The sequence below is a fragment of the Exiguobacterium sp. s168 genome, from assembly GCF_018619035.1.
Lineage (GTDB): Bacteria > Bacillota > Bacilli > Exiguobacteriales > Exiguobacteriaceae > Exiguobacterium_A > Exiguobacterium_A acetylicum.
Window position 1 is genome coordinate 1 of record NZ_JACSNE010000023.1, and the last position, 17,565, is coordinate 17,565.

General features: G+C 48.1%; 20 protein-coding genes and 2 other annotated features (1 of these 22 only partly in view). All 20 genes read left to right on the top strand.

Annotated features, from left to right (window positions below):
• Positions 1-182: 182 nt before the first annotated feature.
• Positions 183-638, top strand: coding sequence for a CtsR family transcriptional regulator (locus KNQ15_RS12390; protein ID WP_029343072.1), 456 nt, complete (start codon positions 183-185; stop codon positions 636-638).
• Positions 639-663: 25 nt separating this feature from the next.
• Positions 664-1,092: a hypothetical protein gene (locus KNQ15_RS12395; RefSeq protein ID WP_029343073.1), complete on the top strand. Its 429-nt coding sequence runs from the start codon at positions 664-666 to the stop codon at positions 1,090-1,092.
• The gene (locus tag KNQ15_RS12400; protein WP_029343074.1) at positions 1,085-2,158 is read left to right on the top strand and encodes an ATP--guanido phosphotransferase; all 1,074 of its coding nucleotides are present in this window, start codon (positions 1,085-1,087) and stop codon (positions 2,156-2,158) included. Before KNQ15_RS12395 ends, KNQ15_RS12400 begins: the two co-directional genes overlap by 8 nt.
• Complete coding sequence (clpC, locus tag KNQ15_RS12405) at positions 2,158-4,605, top strand: ATP-dependent protease ATP-binding subunit ClpC (RefSeq protein WP_023466588.1); 2,448 nt, start codon at positions 2,158-2,160, stop codon at positions 4,603-4,605. The genes KNQ15_RS12400 and clpC overlap by 1 nt, the downstream gene beginning before the upstream one ends.
• Before the next feature lie 76 nt (positions 4,606-4,681).
• Positions 4,682-6,058: a DNA repair protein RadA gene (gene radA, locus KNQ15_RS12410; RefSeq protein WP_029343076.1), complete on the top strand. Its 1,377-nt coding sequence runs from the start codon at positions 4,682-4,684 to the stop codon at positions 6,056-6,058.
• A 127-nt stretch (positions 6,059-6,185) separates the two neighbouring features.
• Positions 6,186-7,271, top strand: a complete 1,086-nt coding sequence (locus tag KNQ15_RS12415) for a PIN/TRAM domain-containing protein (protein WP_047390578.1) — start codon at positions 6,186-6,188, stop codon at positions 7,269-7,271.
• A 132-nt stretch (positions 7,272-7,403) separates the two neighbouring features.
• Positions 7,404-8,087, top strand: a complete 684-nt coding sequence (gene ispD, locus KNQ15_RS12420; protein WP_029343078.1) for a 2-C-methyl-D-erythritol 4-phosphate cytidylyltransferase — start codon at positions 7,404-7,406, stop codon at positions 8,085-8,087.
• A gap of 2 nt (positions 8,088-8,089) precedes the next feature.
• Positions 8,090-8,572, top strand: a complete 483-nt coding sequence (gene ispF, locus KNQ15_RS12425; RefSeq protein WP_029343079.1) for a 2-C-methyl-D-erythritol 2,4-cyclodiphosphate synthase — start codon at positions 8,090-8,092, stop codon at positions 8,570-8,572.
• 43 nt (positions 8,573-8,615) lie between these two features.
• Positions 8,616-10,064 carry a glutamate--tRNA ligase gene (gltX, locus tag KNQ15_RS12430; RefSeq protein WP_029343080.1) on the top strand — a complete coding sequence of 483 codons (1,449 nt, stop codon included), beginning with the start codon at positions 8,616-8,618 and terminating at the stop codon, positions 10,062-10,064.
• Positions 10,064-10,282, top strand: a binding site (T-box leader). It overlaps the preceding gene by 1 nt.
• Before the next feature lie 9 nt (positions 10,283-10,291).
• A complete protein-coding gene (gene cysE / locus KNQ15_RS12435) occupies positions 10,292-11,011 on the top strand; it encodes a serine O-acetyltransferase (RefSeq protein ID WP_214856809.1) in 720 nt (239 codons plus the stop codon).
• Positions 10,965-12,362, top strand: coding sequence for a cysteine--tRNA ligase (gene cysS / locus KNQ15_RS12440; RefSeq protein WP_047390581.1), 1,398 nt, complete (start codon positions 10,965-10,967; stop codon positions 12,360-12,362). Before cysE ends, cysS begins: the two co-directional genes overlap by 47 nt.
• Positions 12,359-12,763 carry a Mini-ribonuclease 3 gene (locus KNQ15_RS12445; protein WP_047390584.1) on the top strand — a complete coding sequence of 135 codons (405 nt, stop codon included), beginning with the start codon at positions 12,359-12,361 and terminating at the stop codon, positions 12,761-12,763. Before cysS ends, KNQ15_RS12445 begins: the two co-directional genes overlap by 4 nt.
• A 166-nt stretch (positions 12,764-12,929) precedes the next feature.
• On the top strand, positions 12,930-13,613 hold the full coding sequence (gene rlmB / locus KNQ15_RS12450) for a 23S rRNA (guanosine(2251)-2'-O)-methyltransferase RlmB (protein WP_412767687.1): 684 nt from the start codon (positions 12,930-12,932) through the stop codon (positions 13,611-13,613).
• On the top strand, positions 13,610-14,140 hold the full coding sequence (locus tag KNQ15_RS12455; RefSeq protein ID WP_029343083.1) for an NYN domain-containing protein: 531 nt from the start codon (positions 13,610-13,612) through the stop codon (positions 14,138-14,140). Before rlmB ends, KNQ15_RS12455 begins: the two co-directional genes overlap by 4 nt.
• Before the next feature lie 189 nt (positions 14,141-14,329).
• Positions 14,330-14,971: an RNA polymerase sporulation sigma factor SigH gene (sigH, locus tag KNQ15_RS12460; RefSeq protein WP_029343084.1), complete on the top strand. Its 642-nt coding sequence runs from the start codon at positions 14,330-14,332 to the stop codon at positions 14,969-14,971.
• A gap of 155 nt (positions 14,972-15,126) precedes the next feature.
• A complete protein-coding gene (gene rpmG, locus KNQ15_RS12465) occupies positions 15,127-15,273 on the top strand; it encodes a 50S ribosomal protein L33 (protein WP_023466603.1) in 147 nt (48 codons plus the stop codon).
• A 44-nt stretch (positions 15,274-15,317) separates the two neighbouring features.
• Positions 15,318-15,488 carry a preprotein translocase subunit SecE gene (secE, locus tag KNQ15_RS12470; protein WP_023466605.1) on the top strand — a complete coding sequence of 57 codons (171 nt, stop codon included), beginning with the start codon at positions 15,318-15,320 and terminating at the stop codon, positions 15,486-15,488.
• A 19-nt stretch (positions 15,489-15,507) separates the two neighbouring features.
• Positions 15,508-16,059, top strand: coding sequence for a transcription termination/antitermination protein NusG (gene nusG, locus KNQ15_RS12475; protein WP_023466607.1), 552 nt, complete (start codon positions 15,508-15,510; stop codon positions 16,057-16,059).
• 149 nt (positions 16,060-16,208) lie between these two features.
• Positions 16,209-16,634 carry a 50S ribosomal protein L11 gene (gene rplK, locus KNQ15_RS12480; RefSeq protein WP_023466609.1) on the top strand — a complete coding sequence of 142 codons (426 nt, stop codon included), beginning with the start codon at positions 16,209-16,211 and terminating at the stop codon, positions 16,632-16,634.
• A 117-nt stretch (positions 16,635-16,751) separates the two neighbouring features.
• Positions 16,752-17,438 (top strand): 50S ribosomal protein L1, encoded by a 687-nt coding sequence (gene rplA / locus KNQ15_RS12485; RefSeq protein WP_023466610.1) that lies wholly within the window; start codon positions 16,752-16,754, stop codon positions 17,436-17,438.
• Between the two features lie 55 nt (positions 17,439-17,493).
• Positions 17,494-17,565: a sequence feature (ribosomal protein L10 leader region), on the top strand; it runs 80 nt beyond the window's last position.

Sequence of the window (17,565 nt, forward strand, 5' to 3'; positions counted from 1 at the left end):
CGCCGAAAGTAGTTGGGGGCTTCCCCCTGTGAGGATAGGACGTTGCCAGGCACTTGACCGATCTGCAGATTGCAGGTCGGTCTTTTTGTGTTTTATAAAAAGCCTTATCAGTTGCATTTCTTTTTTTAGATGATTACTATTAAATCAAACAATAGTCAAAGATGGTCAGAGAGGTGGTGCCAATGCAAAACATCACAGATATCATCGAAGCCTATTTAAAGCAAATTTTACACGACGAAAAGACGATTGAAATCAAACGTCAAGAAATTGCACAGCGTTTTGACTGTGTTCCATCACAAATCAACTACGTCATCAATACTCGTTTTACGGTCGAAAAGGGTTATTTCGTTGAAAGTAAACGGGGTGGCGGTGGATACATTCGGATTCAAAAAATCGTTGTGCTCGATAGTCACGATCTATTAGATGAAGTCAGTTCATGGATCGATGATCATTTGACGGAACAAGCTGCAGAAGATTATTTGATTCGTTTGATGAACGAACAATTACTGACGCGGCGGGAAGCTATTTTGATTCAATCGCTGTTGCAAAAAGAGAGTTTGCCAATGGCGGTCGAAGATCAACACCGGATGCGTGCCCACTTGATGCGGACGCTTCTTCAAACCATGAAGCGACTCTAGTCGTCGGACATTGGAGGAATGCATGATGCGTTGTCAACGATGTGGCGAACGAGAAGCAATCGTCCGTGTCAAACTTCCACAAGAATCGGAAACCGATGAGAAGTTCTTATGCTCGGTTTGTGTGCGGGAGTTAGCACGTGAATATCAAGGGACGGCGTGTCCGTCTTGCGGTATGACCCGTCAACAATTGCTTCATCTTCGTAAAGTCGGTTGCCCGACTTGTTATTCATTTTTTAAAGACGAAGTCGACGGCATGGTTCGTCAGTTCCAACACGGTCATACGCAACACTATGGCTCACGACCTGATGAGGAATCCGTGGAAAAACGATTGAACCAGCAGCTCAGTCGACTGAAAGAACAACTCAATCGCAAAATCTTAGCAGAAGACTATGAAGAAGCAGAAATCATAAAACAACAGATTGAAAGTGTCGAGGAGGATTTGCGTCATGTTTGAAGAGTTGCTCCAACACCCTTTAAGCGAATCGATGAATCAATCTTCTCCCTTTGACGACATCGTCGTTTCGACACGGATCCGATTGGCGCGCAATACGACACGTTATCCGTTCTCAACGATGTTGTCAGAAGCACAAGCCAATGCGCTCATTGACGAGACGGAACGCCAACTAAACGGGATGAAAGGGTTTCGGTTTGGTCGCGTCGATCAGGCGGATGTCCTGACTCGAACCGCTTTAGTAGAAAAGCATCTAATCAGTCCGGCGTTAGCGAGTCATCCACGGACAGGACTCTTCATCAGTGAAGATGAGCAGATCAGTGTCATGGTCAATGAAGAGGATCATTTCCGGATTCAGACGTTATTACCGGGACTTCAACTTGAAGAAGCGTTTCGGATCGCAAAACAAGTCGATCGCTTGATCAGTGAACGATTTAAAATTGCTTTTGATGACACGCTTGGTTATTTAACGACATGTCCGAGTAACGTCGGAACAGGTCTTCGTGCTTCCGTGATGTTGCATTTACCGGGACTGGTCCTGACGAATCAGATTCAAGGCTATATCAAACACTTACGACAGCTTGGATTCGCGATTCGTGGGCGTTACGGCGAGGGAAGCGATGCATCTGGTCGTATGTTTCAACTGTCGAACCAACGGACGCTTGGGGCAAGCGAGGATATGCTAATCACGGACTATCAATTTGCCGTTGAAGCATTAATTGAAGCAGAACAGGCAGCACGAAAAGGATTATTGGAGATGTATCAAGAAGAACTAGAGGACAGACTATATCGTTCCTATGGCATCCTGACATCAGCTCGACTGATTACAGCGCGGGAAGCAACGGAACGACTATCGGATGTCCGCTTAGCAGATAGTCTGGGACTAGAGGTCAATCTTCCTCCAAATCTTTTTCATCAACTGCTCGTATCACTACAAACAGGTTTTCTACAAAAGCATTTCGGGAAACAATTAACATCTAGAGAACGGGACATCGAACGGGCGAAACGAATCCGGACGATGTTAACCGAACAGACAAACAGGGATCACACACAAGGAGGTTTTGCATAATGATGTTTGGACGATTCACAGAACGTGCACAACGTGTATTGGCACTTGCTCAAGAAGAGGCAGTACGGTTGGGGCACCACAATATCGGAACAGAACACATTTTACTCGGACTTGTACGTGAAGGAGACGGAATCGCTGCGAAAGCCTTAACAGCACTCGGTCTCAGTTCAGATAAAATTCAAATGGAAGTCGAAGCATTGATCGGTCGCGGACAAGATGGTGCAACGACGATTCACTATACACCACGTGCGAAAAAGGTCATCGAGTTATCAATGGATGAGGCACGTAAACTTGGTCACTCTTACGTTGGGACAGAACACCTCTTGCTCGGATTGATTCGAGAAGGAGAGGGCGTTGCTGCTCGTGTCTTGAATAACTTAGGCATCAGTCTTTCAAAAGCCCGTCAGCAAGTACTCCAGTTGCTCGGGAACAGCGAAACGACAGCAAACGCGTCGCAAGCAGGTTCAGGTGTCGCAACACCTACACTTGATGGTCTTGCTCGTGATTTGACACAACAAGCGCGCGAAACACGTCTTGACCCAGTTATCGGTCGTGCGAAAGAAATTCAACGCGTCATCGAAGTCTTAAGCCGCCGGACGAAGAATAACCCGGTCTTGATCGGGGAACCAGGGGTCGGTAAAACGGCTGTCGTCGAAGGTCTCGCTCAACAAATCATCAACAACGAAGTGCCGGAGACGTTACGCAATAAACGTGTCATGGTACTCGACATGGGAACACTCGTCGCTGGTACGAAATACCGTGGTGAATTCGAAGATCGTTTGAAAAAGGTCATGGATGAGATTCGTCAAGCGGGGAACATCATTCTCTTCATCGATGAGTTGCATACATTGATTGGAGCGGGTGGAGCAGAAGGTGCGATCGATGCATCGAACATCCTTAAACCATCACTCGCACGAGGCGAACTTCAGTGTATCGGAGCAACGACTCTTGATGAGTACCGGAAATACATCGAAAAAGATGCGGCACTCGAACGTCGTTTCCAACCGATCCAAGTCGCAGAGCCAACGACGGATGAAGCAACACAAATCCTATTTGGTCTTCGCGATCGTTATGAAGCACACCACCGTGTGACGATCACAGACGAAGCAATCCAAGAAGCCGTCACATTGTCGGATCGATACATTTCGGATCGTTTCCTTCCGGATAAAGCGATCGATTTGATCGATGAAGCGGCATCAAAAGTTCGTTTACGCTCGTATACAGCACCACCGAACTTAAAAGAAGTCGAAGCAAAACTCGAAGGTATCCGTAAGGACAAGGATGAAGCTGTCCAAAGCCAAGAGTTTGAAAAAGCAGCAAGTCTTCGTGACACAGAACAAAAATTACGCGATGAACTTGAGCGTTTGAAAGAGGAATGGCAGAATAAACAAGGCAACGAAAAACTTGAAGTCACAAAAGATGACATCGCACAAGTTGTTGCCAACTGGACAGGTGTACCGGTCACGAAGATCGCGGAAGAAGAGACGGATCGTCTCCTTCGCCTCGAAGAAATCCTTCACGATCGTGTCATCGGTCAAAACGAAGCCGTTAAATCGATTTCAAAAGCCATCCGCCGCGCACGTGCTGGACTCAAAGATCCAAAACGTCCGATCGGTTCGTTCATCTTCCTCGGCCCTACTGGGGTTGGTAAAACAGAACTCGCACGCGCTGTTGCCGAAGCGATGTTCGGAGATGAGGATGCGATCATCCGGATCGACATGTCAGAGTACATGGAGAAACATGCAACGAGCCGTCTCGTCGGTTCACCTCCAGGATATGTCGGTTACGAAGAAGGCGGTCAATTAACGGAAAAAGTTCGCCGGAAACCGTACTCGGTCATCTTACTTGATGAAATCGAGAAGGCGCACCCAGAAGTCTTCAACATTCTCTTGCAAGTACTTGATGATGGACGCTTAACAGACTCGAAAGGTCGGACGGTTGATTTTCGTAACACGATCATCGTCATGACATCGAACGTCGGTGCAAGTGCCCTTAAACGGAATAAATATGTTGGATTCGCTGTTTCTGAAGATACGGATCGCGAATACAAAGACATGAAAGATAAAGTCATGGAAGAACTCAAACGGGCCTTCCGTCCAGAGTTCTTGAACCGGATTGATGAAACGATCGTCTTCCACTCACTTGAGAAACAACACATCGAAGAGATCGTGAAGTTGATGGCGAAAACCCTTGAAAAACGTTTGGCTGAACAGGAAATTCATTTCGAATTGACACCAGCTGCCCTCTCGAAGATCGCTGATATCGGGTACGATCCAGAGTACGGCGCACGTCCAATCCGTCGTGCCCTTCAACGGGAAGCGGAAGACCGGTTGTCAGAAGCATTGCTCGCAGGCGATATCCAAAAAGGAGAACGTGTTGCGCTTGATGTCGAAGAGAACGAATTCATCGTTCGCCGGAATCACGTGAGTTCTGCCGCAACGGAATAAGCACTGAGCACAGGGCCAGCTTTCGCACTTTCTGAGCGAAGCTGGTCCTTTTTTTGAAACAGAAAGGATGAATCGATTGGCTAAGTTAAAAACAAAATTCGTTTGTCAAAGCTGTGGGACCGAATCACCGAAATGGATGGGACGTTGTTCCGGGTGCGGGGAATGGAACACGATGGTCGAAGAAGTCGTCGAAGAGAAAAAAGGACGGCGCGGTGCCGCTTTCGTTCATACGACGACAAAACAATTGAAGCCAGAGCGTCTCGCGAACATCGTCTCGCAAGAAGAGAGTCGCGTCTTTACCGGAAGTGGTGAATTCGACCGTGTCCTCGGAGGAGGTATCGTTCCAGGTTCGATGGTGCTTGTTGGAGGAGACCCAGGGATCGGGAAGTCGACAATCTTGCTGCAGACGAGTGCACGCCTTGCTCAACGTGGCGAAAAAGTGCTCTACATCTCAGGGGAAGAATCACTCAAACAAACTAAATTGCGCGCGGAACGGCTTGGCTTACCGACACAAGATTTGTTCGTCCTCAGTGAGACGGATATGAACATGATTGAACGTGTCGTCGATGAAGAACAGCCACGTTTTTTAATCATCGACTCGATTCAAACCGTCTACATCGATGAAATCCAGTCCGCACCCGGCAGCGTGACACAGGTACGTGAATGTACGGCGATGCTGATGAAAATTGCGAAGAGTCGCGGTATTGCGATTTTCATCGTCGGTCACGTCACGAAACAGGGTTCGATTGCTGGACCACGTTTACTGGAGCACATGGTGGATGCCGTCTTGTATTTCGAAGGCGAACGTCACCATACGTTCCGGATTCTGCGTGCCGTCAAAAACCGATTTGGTTCAACGAATGAAATCGGAATTTTTGAGATGCGGGAGTCCGGTCTTGAAGAGGTCTTGAATCCGTCAGAAATTTTCCTCGAGGAACGGACATCCGGTGTATCTGGTTCGACGATCGTCGCTTCCATGGAGGGGACACGGACGGTCCTCGTTGAACTGCAAGCGTTGATTTCACCGACGTCATTCGGGAATCCAAGACGGATGGCGACCGGAATCGATCAAAATAAGGTTGCCTTATTGATGGCTGTTCTTGAGAAACGGTCGGGTCTTCTCTTACAAACACAAGATGCCTACCTCAAGGCAGCCGGTGGTGTGAAGCTTGATGAACCTGCGATTGACTTGGCGGTTTGTGTTGCGATTGCTTCTAGTTTCCGTGACAAGCCGACGCGTCCGACGGATGTCGTGATTGGTGAAGTCGGATTGACAGGTGAGGTTCGCCGTGTATCGCGGATCGAACAACGTGTAGCAGAAGCAGCTAAACTTGGTTTCACGCGGGCGATCATTCCGAAAAACAACTTGGGTGGTTGGACGTATCCGGACGGGATTACGGTCGTTGGTGTCGAGAGTGTGGACGAAGCATTACGTGAAACAATTCCGTTTTAAACTGGAATGACGCAAAAAATGGGGGAACTGTAATGGATATGTAAACAGTTTCCCCTCCTTCCGGCGTAGGTAGTTCAAATCAGTACATGTTACAATGAACTTAAAATAAGCAAAGGAGGTGAGAAGATTGAAAATCGTCATTCGGGTATTTTTTGCATTACTCGGACTTGCCCTCGGGATTTTGTTGCTGCCTCAGTTCTTCCAATTAATTGAAACGGCAACGAATACGACATTCCCCGCCTGGTTGATGAGCGAATACGTAACTGGAACGATTGGTGCACTCATATTCTTATTAATTGGATTATTCATTACGGATTCGGTAATTCGACTTCTCCGATTTTTAGAAGAACGACTCGTCAAAGCCCCAGTGGCAGATCTCTTTTTTGGAACATTTGGTTTGTTGATCGGGTTGGTACTGGCTTTCCTTGTTAGTACATTGATTGATTTAGTAGGTATTCCTGTCCTCAGTAACGTCTTAACAATTTTCGTGACCGCGTTATTCGGATATCTCGGCTTTACGGTCGGGTATCGTAAACGTCATGAATTGACGAAAATCTTCTTACGCAGCAACCAAAGTGAGAAAAAAGCAACACCTGAAGTCGTCGTTCCAGTTAAATCAAACAGCAAGGTACTTGATACGAGCGTCATCATCGACGGACGAATTACGGATATCACGAAAACCGGCTTCGTCGAAGGAAAACTGATCGTCCCGCAATTCGTTATCGGTGAGTTGCAGTACATCGCGGATTCTTCGGATACGTTGAAACGAAACCGTGGACGTCGTGGACTTGATGTCTTAAAAGAGTTACAAGACATCCCTGGAGTCGAGGTCGAAATTTATGACGGCGATTTCGAGGATGTACCGGAAGTCGATATTAAGCTAATTAAACTCGCGGAACTCGTCAAAGGCATCGTCGTCACGAACGACTATAACTTGAACAAAGTCTGTGAAGTCCGACATGTTCCTGTTCTCAACATCAATGATCTGGCGAATGCCGTCAAACAAGTCGTCATTCCAGGAGAAGAGATGACCGTCCTTGTCATCAAGGAAGGGAAAGAACAAAAACAGGGCATCGCTTATCTCGAAGATGGGACGATGGTCGTCGTCGAAGGAGGCAAACACCTCATTTCGAAAACGATTGGTGTCGTCGTCACGAGTGTCTTGCAGACGTCAGCTGGACGAATGATTTTTGCGAAACCACAAGAAAAATGAGACACTATGCCTAGAGAGACATCGAGAGGCATTCGGATAGACCCCGCAACGGATTCGATTTCATGATCGAGTCCGTTTTCGGTGTGATGGAATGGATCACGATGATCAGTGAGAGAGAAAAGAGGGAATGGGATGTCTACAACCACCTATCGCGTCGTCATCCCCGCTGCTGGTGCCGGTAAGCGGATGGGCGCAGATCGTAATAAATTGATGCTTGAACTGAGAGACCGTCCAATCATCGCTTGGACACTGGATGTCTTCGAGGCAGATCCAGCTTGTACGGAAATCGTCCTCGCGATCAATCCACTAGAACAGGAATGGTTTACAAGTATTATCGCGTCTTATAAGACATCGATTAAACTTGTCACGGGTGGTGCCGAACGTCAGGAAAGTGTGCTCCGTGGTCTTGAGGCGTTAGAAGGCGAAGGAATTGTTCTGATCCATGATGGTGCCCGACCGTTCATTTCACAAGCAGCGATTCATGCGGTCGTCCAGGCGGCAGCTTTGGATCAAGCAGCGATTCTTGCCGTGCCGATCAAAGACACCGTCAAACGGATTGAAGCGAACCACATCAGCGAGACCGTTCCGCGGGAGCACCTGATGGCAGCCCAGACACCACAAGCGTTTGATCTTGCGACGATTCGTACGGTTCATGAAAAAGCGGCAACGAAATACCTAGGAACCGACGATGCAAGTTTGATAGAATGGGACGGAGGAAAAGTAACGATCGTCCACGGTCACTACGAAAATATCAAGATGACGACACCGGACGATCTTTGGTTCGGTGAAGCGATTCTAATGAAACGAGGGAAATGACGATGATTCGAATTGGACAAGGCTTTGATGTACATGCCTTTGCAGAGGATCGGAAATTGATTTTAGGCGGCATCGAGATTCCGCATACGAAAGGATTGCTCGGTCATTCGGATGCAGACGTTTTATTACATACGATTGCCGACGCAGCACTTGGTGCGATCGCAGCAGGGGATATCGGAAAACATTTTCCAGATACGGATCCGGAATTCAAGGATGCCGATTCAGCAAAATTGCTACAACATGTTTACGCGCTTGTTAAACAACAAGGGTATGAGCTTGGCAACCTAGATGCGACAGTCATCGCACAGGCACCAAAGCTGCGTCCTTACATCGACACGATGCGTGCGCGGATCGCGGAATTACTCGAAGCGGACATTGAACAGATCAATGTCAAGGCAACGACGACGGAATGGTTAGGTTTTACGGGACGTGAAGAGGGAATCGCTTGTCAAGCAGTGATTCTACTGAAACGAATCGAAGAATAAGGTATACTAGATAAGCGAATTTTAGTCGAAGGAGTGATTGGCAATGGCAGAAGTACGAGTACGTTATGCCCCAAGTCCAACAGGACACTTGCATATCGGGAATGCCCGGACTGCATTATTTAACTATCTGTTTGCACGCCATTTAGGCGGTAAGATGGTATTACGAATCGAGGATACGGACCAAAAGCGGAACATCGCAGGTGGTGTCGAGAGTCAAATGAAGAACCTCGAGTGGCTCGGTGTCGATTGGGACGAAGGTCCAGGTCGCGGTGGCGAGTACGGTCCTTATTCACAAATGGAACGTCTCGATATCTATCAAAAGTACACGGATGAGTTACTTGAAAAAGGACTTGCTTACCGTTGCTACATGACATCGGAAGAACTCGAAGCAGAACGTGAAGCACAAATCGCACGCGGAGAAGCACCACGTTATTCAGGAGCGCACCGTAACCTGACAGCAGAACAAGAAGAAGCGTTCCGCGCAGAAGGTCGCACGCCGTCAATTCGGATTCGTGTACCGGAGGATGTCACGTATACATGGAATGATATCGTTAAAGACGATGTCTCATTCGAATCAAAAGACTTCGGTGACTGGGTCATCGTCAAAAAAGATGGCATTCCGACATACAACTTTGCCGTCGTCATCGACGATCATTTAATGGCGATCAGCCATGTTCTTCGTGGCGATGATCATATTTCGAACACACCGAAACAGATGATGATCTATGATGCGTTCGGTTGGGAATACCCAACGTTCGGTCACATGACATTGATCGTCAACGAATCACACAAGAAACTCTCGAAGCGTGATCACTCGATCATTCAGTACATCGAGCAGTATAAAGAGCTCGGTTATCTCCCGGAAGCATTGCTCAACTTCATCACGCTTCTCGGATGGTCACCGGTCGGCGAACAAGAAATCTTCACGAAAGAAGAGTTCATCGAAATCTTTGACGCGGATCGTCTCTCGAAGAGTCCAGCTGTCTTTGACCAAAACAAATTGGCTTGGATCAACAGTCAGTATATGAAACATCAATCGTTCGAAGAAGTATTCGAAGCCAGTCTTCCGTTCTTACAAGAAGCAGGTCGCGTCGAAGCGTCGCCTTCAGAAGAAGAGCTCGCTTGGGCACGTGATCTTGTCGCGTTATACCGCGAACAGATGACGCATGGCGCGGAAATCGTCAAGCTTTCAGAGATGTTCTTTGAGGACGAAGTGGTGTATGATGAAGAGGCAAACACTGTCTTGAGTGGCGAGACGGTTCCAACTGTACTTACAGAATTCGCGAACCAGTTACGCGCTCTCGAAGAGTGGACACCAGAAGCAATCAAAGCATCGATCAAAGCGACGCAAAAAGCGACTGGTCAAAAAGGTAAAAACTTGTTCATGCCAATTCGTGTCGCGACGACAGGACAGACACATGGTCCAGAACTCCCGAACACGATTCAATTACTAGGAAAAGACCGTGTGCTTGCACGGCTTGAAGCAGAATAACGAAAGCGTAGACGAGGAAAGTAACGATGCGTCTTCTTCTCCAGAGACAAGCTCGAATGGTGCGAGGGCTTGAAGAAGCGAATCATGAAATGCCCCTCTGAGTGCTGCCCGAAATCCCTGAGAGTAGGCGCAGACGTATCTCCGGCGTTAACGGACGTCGAGAGGGACGAGTCAATCGTCCAAACAGAGTGGGACCGCGCTTCGTTAGCGTCTCTGTGCAGCAATGCATAGAGGCGCTTTTTCTTATGGAGAGGAGAACGTATATGACACGGATACGAGAAGATATCCGCAATGTGTTTGAGCAAGATCCAGCTGCCCGCAGCACGTTAGAAGTCATTTTGACATACCCGGGCTTACATGCGATTTGGATGCATCGCCTGGCCCATCGACTCTGGAACGCAAAGTTTCGCTTACTCGGTCGATTCATTTCGCAGTTCAGTCGCTTTTTGACAGGCATCGAGATTCACCCAGGAGCGACGATTGGACGCCGATTCTTTATTGACCACGGGATGGGTGTCGTCATTGGTGAGACGACGATCATTGGTGATGACGTCACGTTATTTCAAGGCGTGACGCTCGGCGGAACGGGGAAAGAAACAGGAAAGCGTCATCCGACGATTGAAGACGGCGTACTTGTCTCTGCCGGTGCCCGTGTCCTTGGTGATATCACGATCGGGGCATACTCAAAAATCGGTGCCAGTTCCGTCGTCTTAAAACACGTTCCGCCAAATGCGACCGTCGTCGGCATTCCGGGACGTGTCGTCATTCAAGATGGCATGAAGGTCGAAGCACCGCTTGATCATCGTTTCCCGGATCCGGTCAGCGAATGCCAAGAGCGAATTGAAATGGAACTAGAAGTATTAAAACAAGAAATTGAACGGATTAAAGGAGGGCGACGTCATGATTCAACTGTACAACAGCATGACCGGAAAAAAGGAACCATTTAAACCATTAGAAGAAGGAAAGGTCAAGATGTATGTCTGTGGCCCGACTGTTTACAACTACATTCATATCGGGAACGCACGTCCAGCCATCGTCTTCGATACGGTTCGTCGCTACTTCACATACCGCGGATACGAAGTCAAATATGTCTCGAACTTCACGGACGTCGATGATAAGATCATCCGGACAGCGAACGAACTCGGAGAAGACTATCATGCGTTGACGAAACGTTTCATCGAGGCGTACCACGCGGATACGGGTGCCTTGAATGTCCAAAAAGCGGACATCCATCCACTCGTCACGGAAACGATGGACGATATCATCGCCTTCATCGAAGTCCTCGTCGAAAAAGGCAATGCCTACGCATCAAGCGGAGATGTCTACTTCCGGACGCGTAGTTTCAAGGATTATGGTCAATTGAGCCAACAGTCGATCGATGAATTGCGCGCAGGCGCACGAATCGAAGTGGGAGAGAAAAAAGAAGATCCGCTTGATTTCGTGCTCTGGAAAGCAGCAAAACCAGGGGAGCCGGCATGGACGAGTCCATGGGGCGAAGGACGACCAGGCTGGCACATCGAGTGCTCGGCGATGGCGAAGAAATACCTCGGGGAGACGATTGATATCCATGCTGGTGGACAAGACTTGAAGTTCCCGCACCATGAGAATGAGATCGCCCAGTCAGAAGCATGCAACTCGCAGAAGTTCGCGAACTACTGGATGCATAACGGGTTCTTGAACATCGAAAACGAGAAGATGTCGAAGTCACTCGGTAACTTCCTGACGGTCCATGAAGCGATCCAAGCAGTCGACCCGATGGTGTTACGTTTCTTCATGTTATCGGTTCAGTATCGTCACCCGATCAACTACAGTCGTGAACTGATCGATCAAGCAGCGAATGGTCTCGCGCGGATTCGGGAGTCGGTCGCAAACATCGAACACCGCCTTGAAATGACGGCCGATCTCGGAACAGGTGACGAGAAGTGGTTGAATCGTCTAGCGGCGATCAAGGAACACTTCATCACATCGATGGATGATGATTTCAATACAGCGAACGCTGTGACGGATTTATTTGATCTCTCGAAAGAAGCCAACTTATACCTCGGAGAAGCACATGTGTCAAAACAGGTGCTCGAACAGTTCCTCGCACTCTTCTCGGAATTATCAGATGTCCTCGGTGTCACGTTGACAGTCGACAAAGGCTTACTCGATGAAGAAGTCGAACAGTTGATCAAAGAGCGGAACACAGCCCGTCAAAATCGTGACTTCGCACGAGCGGACGCAATCCGTGATCAGCTACGTGATCAAGGGATCCTGCTCGAAGACACAGCGCAAGGGATGCGGTGGAAGCGCGGATGAAGAACTACAAACAACTGAATGCACTCGCGTTAGCGTACATGGGCGACGTCGTCTATGAGATTCGTGTGCGGGAGCGATTGCTCGAACAAGGTTACGTGAAGCCGGGCGAGTTGCACAAAGCAGCTGTCCGGTATGTTCGGGCACAAGCACAAGCGACGGTCGTGACGCACTGGTTGAACACGGATGTGTTGACAGAAGAAGAAGCAGCGGTCGTCCGGCGCGGAAAGAACGCGAAATCCGGTTCTGTCCCGAAGAGCACGGACGTCCACACGTATCGCTACGCGACAGCATTTGAAGCATTGCTCGGTTATATTTATCTTTCAGAAGGAGGGGATCGCCTTGAAGAACTCATCGGACAAGCGTTCGAACTACTCGAAGCCGAAAAAACAGACGAATCCTAAGGCTACCGGTGCGAAGCCGAAAACGAAGGCGCAGCGTCCAGCGCAAGAGAAGCGAAAGACTGCTTCTGTTAAGGAACAACCGGTCGTAATCGAACCGCTCGAAGAAGGACAAGATTTCTTGTCAGGTCGTAATCCGGTCCTAGAGGCATTACGGAGCGGACGAGAAATGAACAAGCTGTTCTTGCAGGAAGGACAACAAAAAGGACCGCTTGCCGTCATCCATGCGATGGCGCAGGAAGCGGGCATTCAAATCCAGCTCGTCCCGCGTTCACGGTTAACCGGTTTAGCTGGAACGGAAAATCACCAAGGTGTCGTCGCCGCGGTTGCAGCGTATGAGTACGCTGAGATGGAAGATATCTTCGAGCTTGCCCGTCAAAAGGATGAAACACCACTCTTGATCATGCTTGATGAACTCGAGGATCCCCATAATCTCGGATCGATCTTGCGGACGGCAGACGCTGTTGGAGCTCACGGGATCATCATTCCGAAGCGTCGCTCAGTCGGATTGACGCAAGTCGTCGCGAAGGCATCAACAGGCGCAATCGAACATATCCCGGTCGTTCGCGTGACGAACCTCGCTCGGACGATGGAGGATCTAAAGAAACAAGGCATCTGGTTCGTCGGAACGGATGCACGTGAAAGTGACGACTACCGGACACTCGATGGTACGATGCCGCTCGGAATCGTCATTGGAAGTGAAGGAAAAGGAATGAGCCGGCTCGTCCGTGAGAAATGTGACTTCCTCGTCCACCTCCCGATGGCAGGACATGTCACGTCGCTCAACGCATCGGTTGCGGCTTCGCTATTATTATATGAAGTCTATCGGACTAGAAAGCCGTATGCGCGATGAAATATGATCGCCTCATCGTAGATGGCTACAATATCATTGGCGCATGGCCAGAATTTCGGACGTTGCGGGAGCAAGACTTTGAATTAGCACGGGAACGGTTGATTCATGCGATGGCGGAGTACCAAGCCGTCACAGGGATCAGCGTTACGATCGTCTTTGATGCCTATCTGCAACCAGGACGTGAGTCTCGGATGCTAAAAAGCGGAATCGATATCGTCTATACACGAGAAAACGAGACGGCGGACGAATGGATCGAGAAAACAGCGGCTGACTGGCTGCAGGATATCCGGGTCAAGCTGACGGTAGCGACGAACGACTACACGGAGCAATGGGTCATCTTCACGCTTGGAGCACTCCGTATATCGGCGCAGGAACTCCGGCGTGAGTGGAAAGCAGCAGTTGCCGTCATCAAGCAACAGACGACGTCTGCGAAGACGACGGCTCAACCGCGTTCGAAGATTGATTTACCGGAAGACGTCATCGCGCGCCTCGAAGCGATTCGTCGCCGAAAGAATTCAGATACATGATATGAACCATTCGCATGAGCAATCCACCGTTCTCCTTCATTCGAAAGAACGGTGGATTTTTTTGTAGAAAAGATACATTTTGGATACAACAAAAGAGGTCATGCCAATTTTCATTGTCGTGCCACAGGTAATTATTGTATAATTAAAAACAATTGAACTATTCGTCAATGATGCTTGGAGGGATACAGGATGAGTTTGGTTTCGTTCGACCAGTTTGAGTGCATGACCGATGAAGCGCTTGTAGAACAAGCGAAAGAGTTCGATAACAGCGATGCGCTCGAATTTTTGATCGAGCGGTATCGAAATTTCGTACGTGCCAAAGCCCGTTCTTACTTTTTGATCGGGGCAGACCGAGAAGACATCATCCAAGAAGGAATGATTGGTCTCTATAAGGCGGTACGGGATTACCGAACGGATAAGCTCGCCTCGTTTAAAGGATTTGCCGAATTATGCATCACGCGACAGATGATCACTGCGATCAAGACGGCGACACGTCAGAAACATATCCCGTTGAACTCGTACATCTCGCTCGATAAACCGATCTATGACGATGAATCGGAGCGGACGTTACTTGATATCATCACGTCGACAGCACCTTCTGATCCACAAATCTTGATCATCAACCGGGAAGAATACGCAGACATCGAATCGAAGATGGATGAGATTCTGAGCGACCTCGAACGGAAGGTCCTCGCGCTCTATCTCGACGGACGGACGTATCAGGAAATCTCTGACGACCTCGATCGTCATGTGAAATCGATCGACAATGCCTTGCAACGCGTCAAGCGCAAACTTGAGCGATATCTCGAAGCACGAAAGATGACGGTCTAACAGAGAGGTAGATTGACCGTAATCCCTTCCTATGCTACTGTATAACTAGCGCCTTACTAGCGAGACGCCGCTCATAGGCGTTTTTTTTTACGCTCTTTTTCGGAAGGAAAGTACCTTAACAGAAGAGAAGAGTGGCAAAGAAGGAGGACTTTGAGATGGCGAAGAAAGTAGGCCTTGCTTGTGATAATTGCGGTGCCCGCGACTATACGACGATGAAAAAAGAGGACGTCACTGTCCGCTTGGAATTGAAGAAATTCTGCCGTCGTTGTAACGCGCATACGATTCATAAAGAAGCGAAATAAGGCTTCATCTGTCCCGATTTATTACATCCTGGAGGGAAAGTACGATGAAATTTTTGCGTGACGTATGGAATGAATTGAAAAAGACGAGCTGGCCAAAACGGAAAGAGCTGACGAAATACACATTGACGGTCATCGGTATGGTGATCTTCATGGGTGTCTTCATCTTCGGCGTCGATTCAGGGCTTAGCGCATTGATGAGCTGGTTGATTAAGTAAAAAGAAGAGGTGGCCTACCATGGAGAAACAATGGTTTGTCGTCCAAACGTATTCCGGATTCGAAAACAACGTCAAGGCGAACCTTGAACGTCGGATTGAATCCATGAACATGGACGAAAAAATCTTCCGTGTACTCGTTCCGATTGAAACAGTACAAGAAGAAGTAACGAACAAAAAGGGAGAAACGAAAATCAAGGAACGTGAAGTCAAGATCTTCCCGGGGTATGTCCTCGTCGAGATGGTCATGACGGATGATTCTTGGTACGTCGTCCGGAATACTCCGAACGTCACGGGCTTCCTCGGATCAGTCGGCGGTGGTTCAAAACCGACACCACTCCTTCCAGAAGAAGCAGAAAACATTCTTGGATCAATGGGTCTCGTTGATCTGAAGAGCCGTTACGACTTCTCACTCGGACAAATCGTCCGAATCAAAGAAGGAGCTTTCGAAAATCTCGAAGGTACGATCGAGGAGCTTGATACAGATGCTGAGAAGATGAAAGTCTCTGTTGATATGTTCGGTCGCGAAACGAAGGTTGAGCTTGATTTCGCACAGGTCGATAAAATCGATTAAGTTTCCTATTGCGAATGTTTTGTTTTAATGATACAATTTTTCGTGTTTGATGTTGTGCTTATTTCGATAAATAACTCGTCGAATAGAATGAGTGGGAGGACGCGCAACGTCCAATTAAACCACATTAAAGAATTAAGGAGGTGTGTCTCGTGGCGAAGAAGGTTATGAAACTCGTAAAACTTCAAATTCCTGCGGGCAAAGCAAACCCAGCTCCACCAGTTGGACCGGCACTCGGTCAAGCAGGTGTGAACATCATGGGCTTCTGTAAAGAGTTCAACGCTCGTACACAAGACCAAGCCGGCTTGATTATCCCTGTAGTCATCACGGTTTTTGAAGATCGTTCATTCACATTCATCACTAAAACTCCTCCAGCAGCAGTTCTCTTGAAGAAAGCAGCTGGAATTGAGAGTGGTTCAGGTGAACCGAACCGTAAGAAAGTAGCGACAGTCAAACGTGACAAAGTTCGTGAAATCGCTGAAACAAAAATGCCAGACCTTAACGCATCATCTGTTGAAACAGCAATGTTGATGGTTGAAGGTACTGCACGTTCTATGGGTATCGTAATCGAAGACTAATGTCTTTTTGATTACCATGAACAACGATGAGGGTCGCAGGCGGATAGTTTCTTGAAGCCTGCTACCCTTTCATTATGTGGGAGGATTTTCCGCACAACCACAAAGGAGGAACCTAAAATGGGTAAGAAGTACAAAGAAGCTGCTAAGCTTATCGATCGTACGGTTTCATACGAACTCGCAGAAGCTGTAGATTTGACTAAAAAATCTGCAACTGCGAAATTCGATGAGACTATCGAATTGGCTGTTCGTCTCGGAGTAGATCCGAAGAAAGCAGACCAACAAATCCGTGGAGCAGTCGTATTGCCACACGGTACTGGTAAAACACAAAAAGTCCTCGTCTTCGCGAAAGGTGAGAAACTTAAAGAAGCGGAAGCTGCTGGAGCAGATTACGCTGGTGATGCTGAGTACATCAACAAAATCCAACAAGGATGGTTCGACTTCGATGTTATCGTTGCGACACCAGACATGATGGGTGAAGTTGGTAAACTTGGTCGCGTTCTTGGACCAAAAGGCCTCATGCCAAACCCGAAAACAGGTACAGTTACATTTGACGTCACAAAAGCAATCAACGATATCAAAGCTGGTAAAGTTGAGTACCGTGTCGACAAATCAGGTAACATCCACGTTCCTGTCGGTAAAAAATCATTCGATAACGAGAAACTCGTTGAGAACATCAACACAGTTATCGAAACTCTCGTAAAAGTTAAGCCTGCTACTGCTAAAGGTGTATACCTTAAGAACATCGCGATCGCTTCTACAATGGGTCCTGGTGTAAAAGTATCTTCAGCTGACTTCGCGAAATAATTTCGTCTAAAACGAACTTGACAACGTTCTAAGAACGCTGTTACAGTATAAAACGTTGATATATTTCGACATACCGTAGACAGAAGGTGCTCACATGGGCATAAATCCTTCCGAGGTGTTCTTGCTC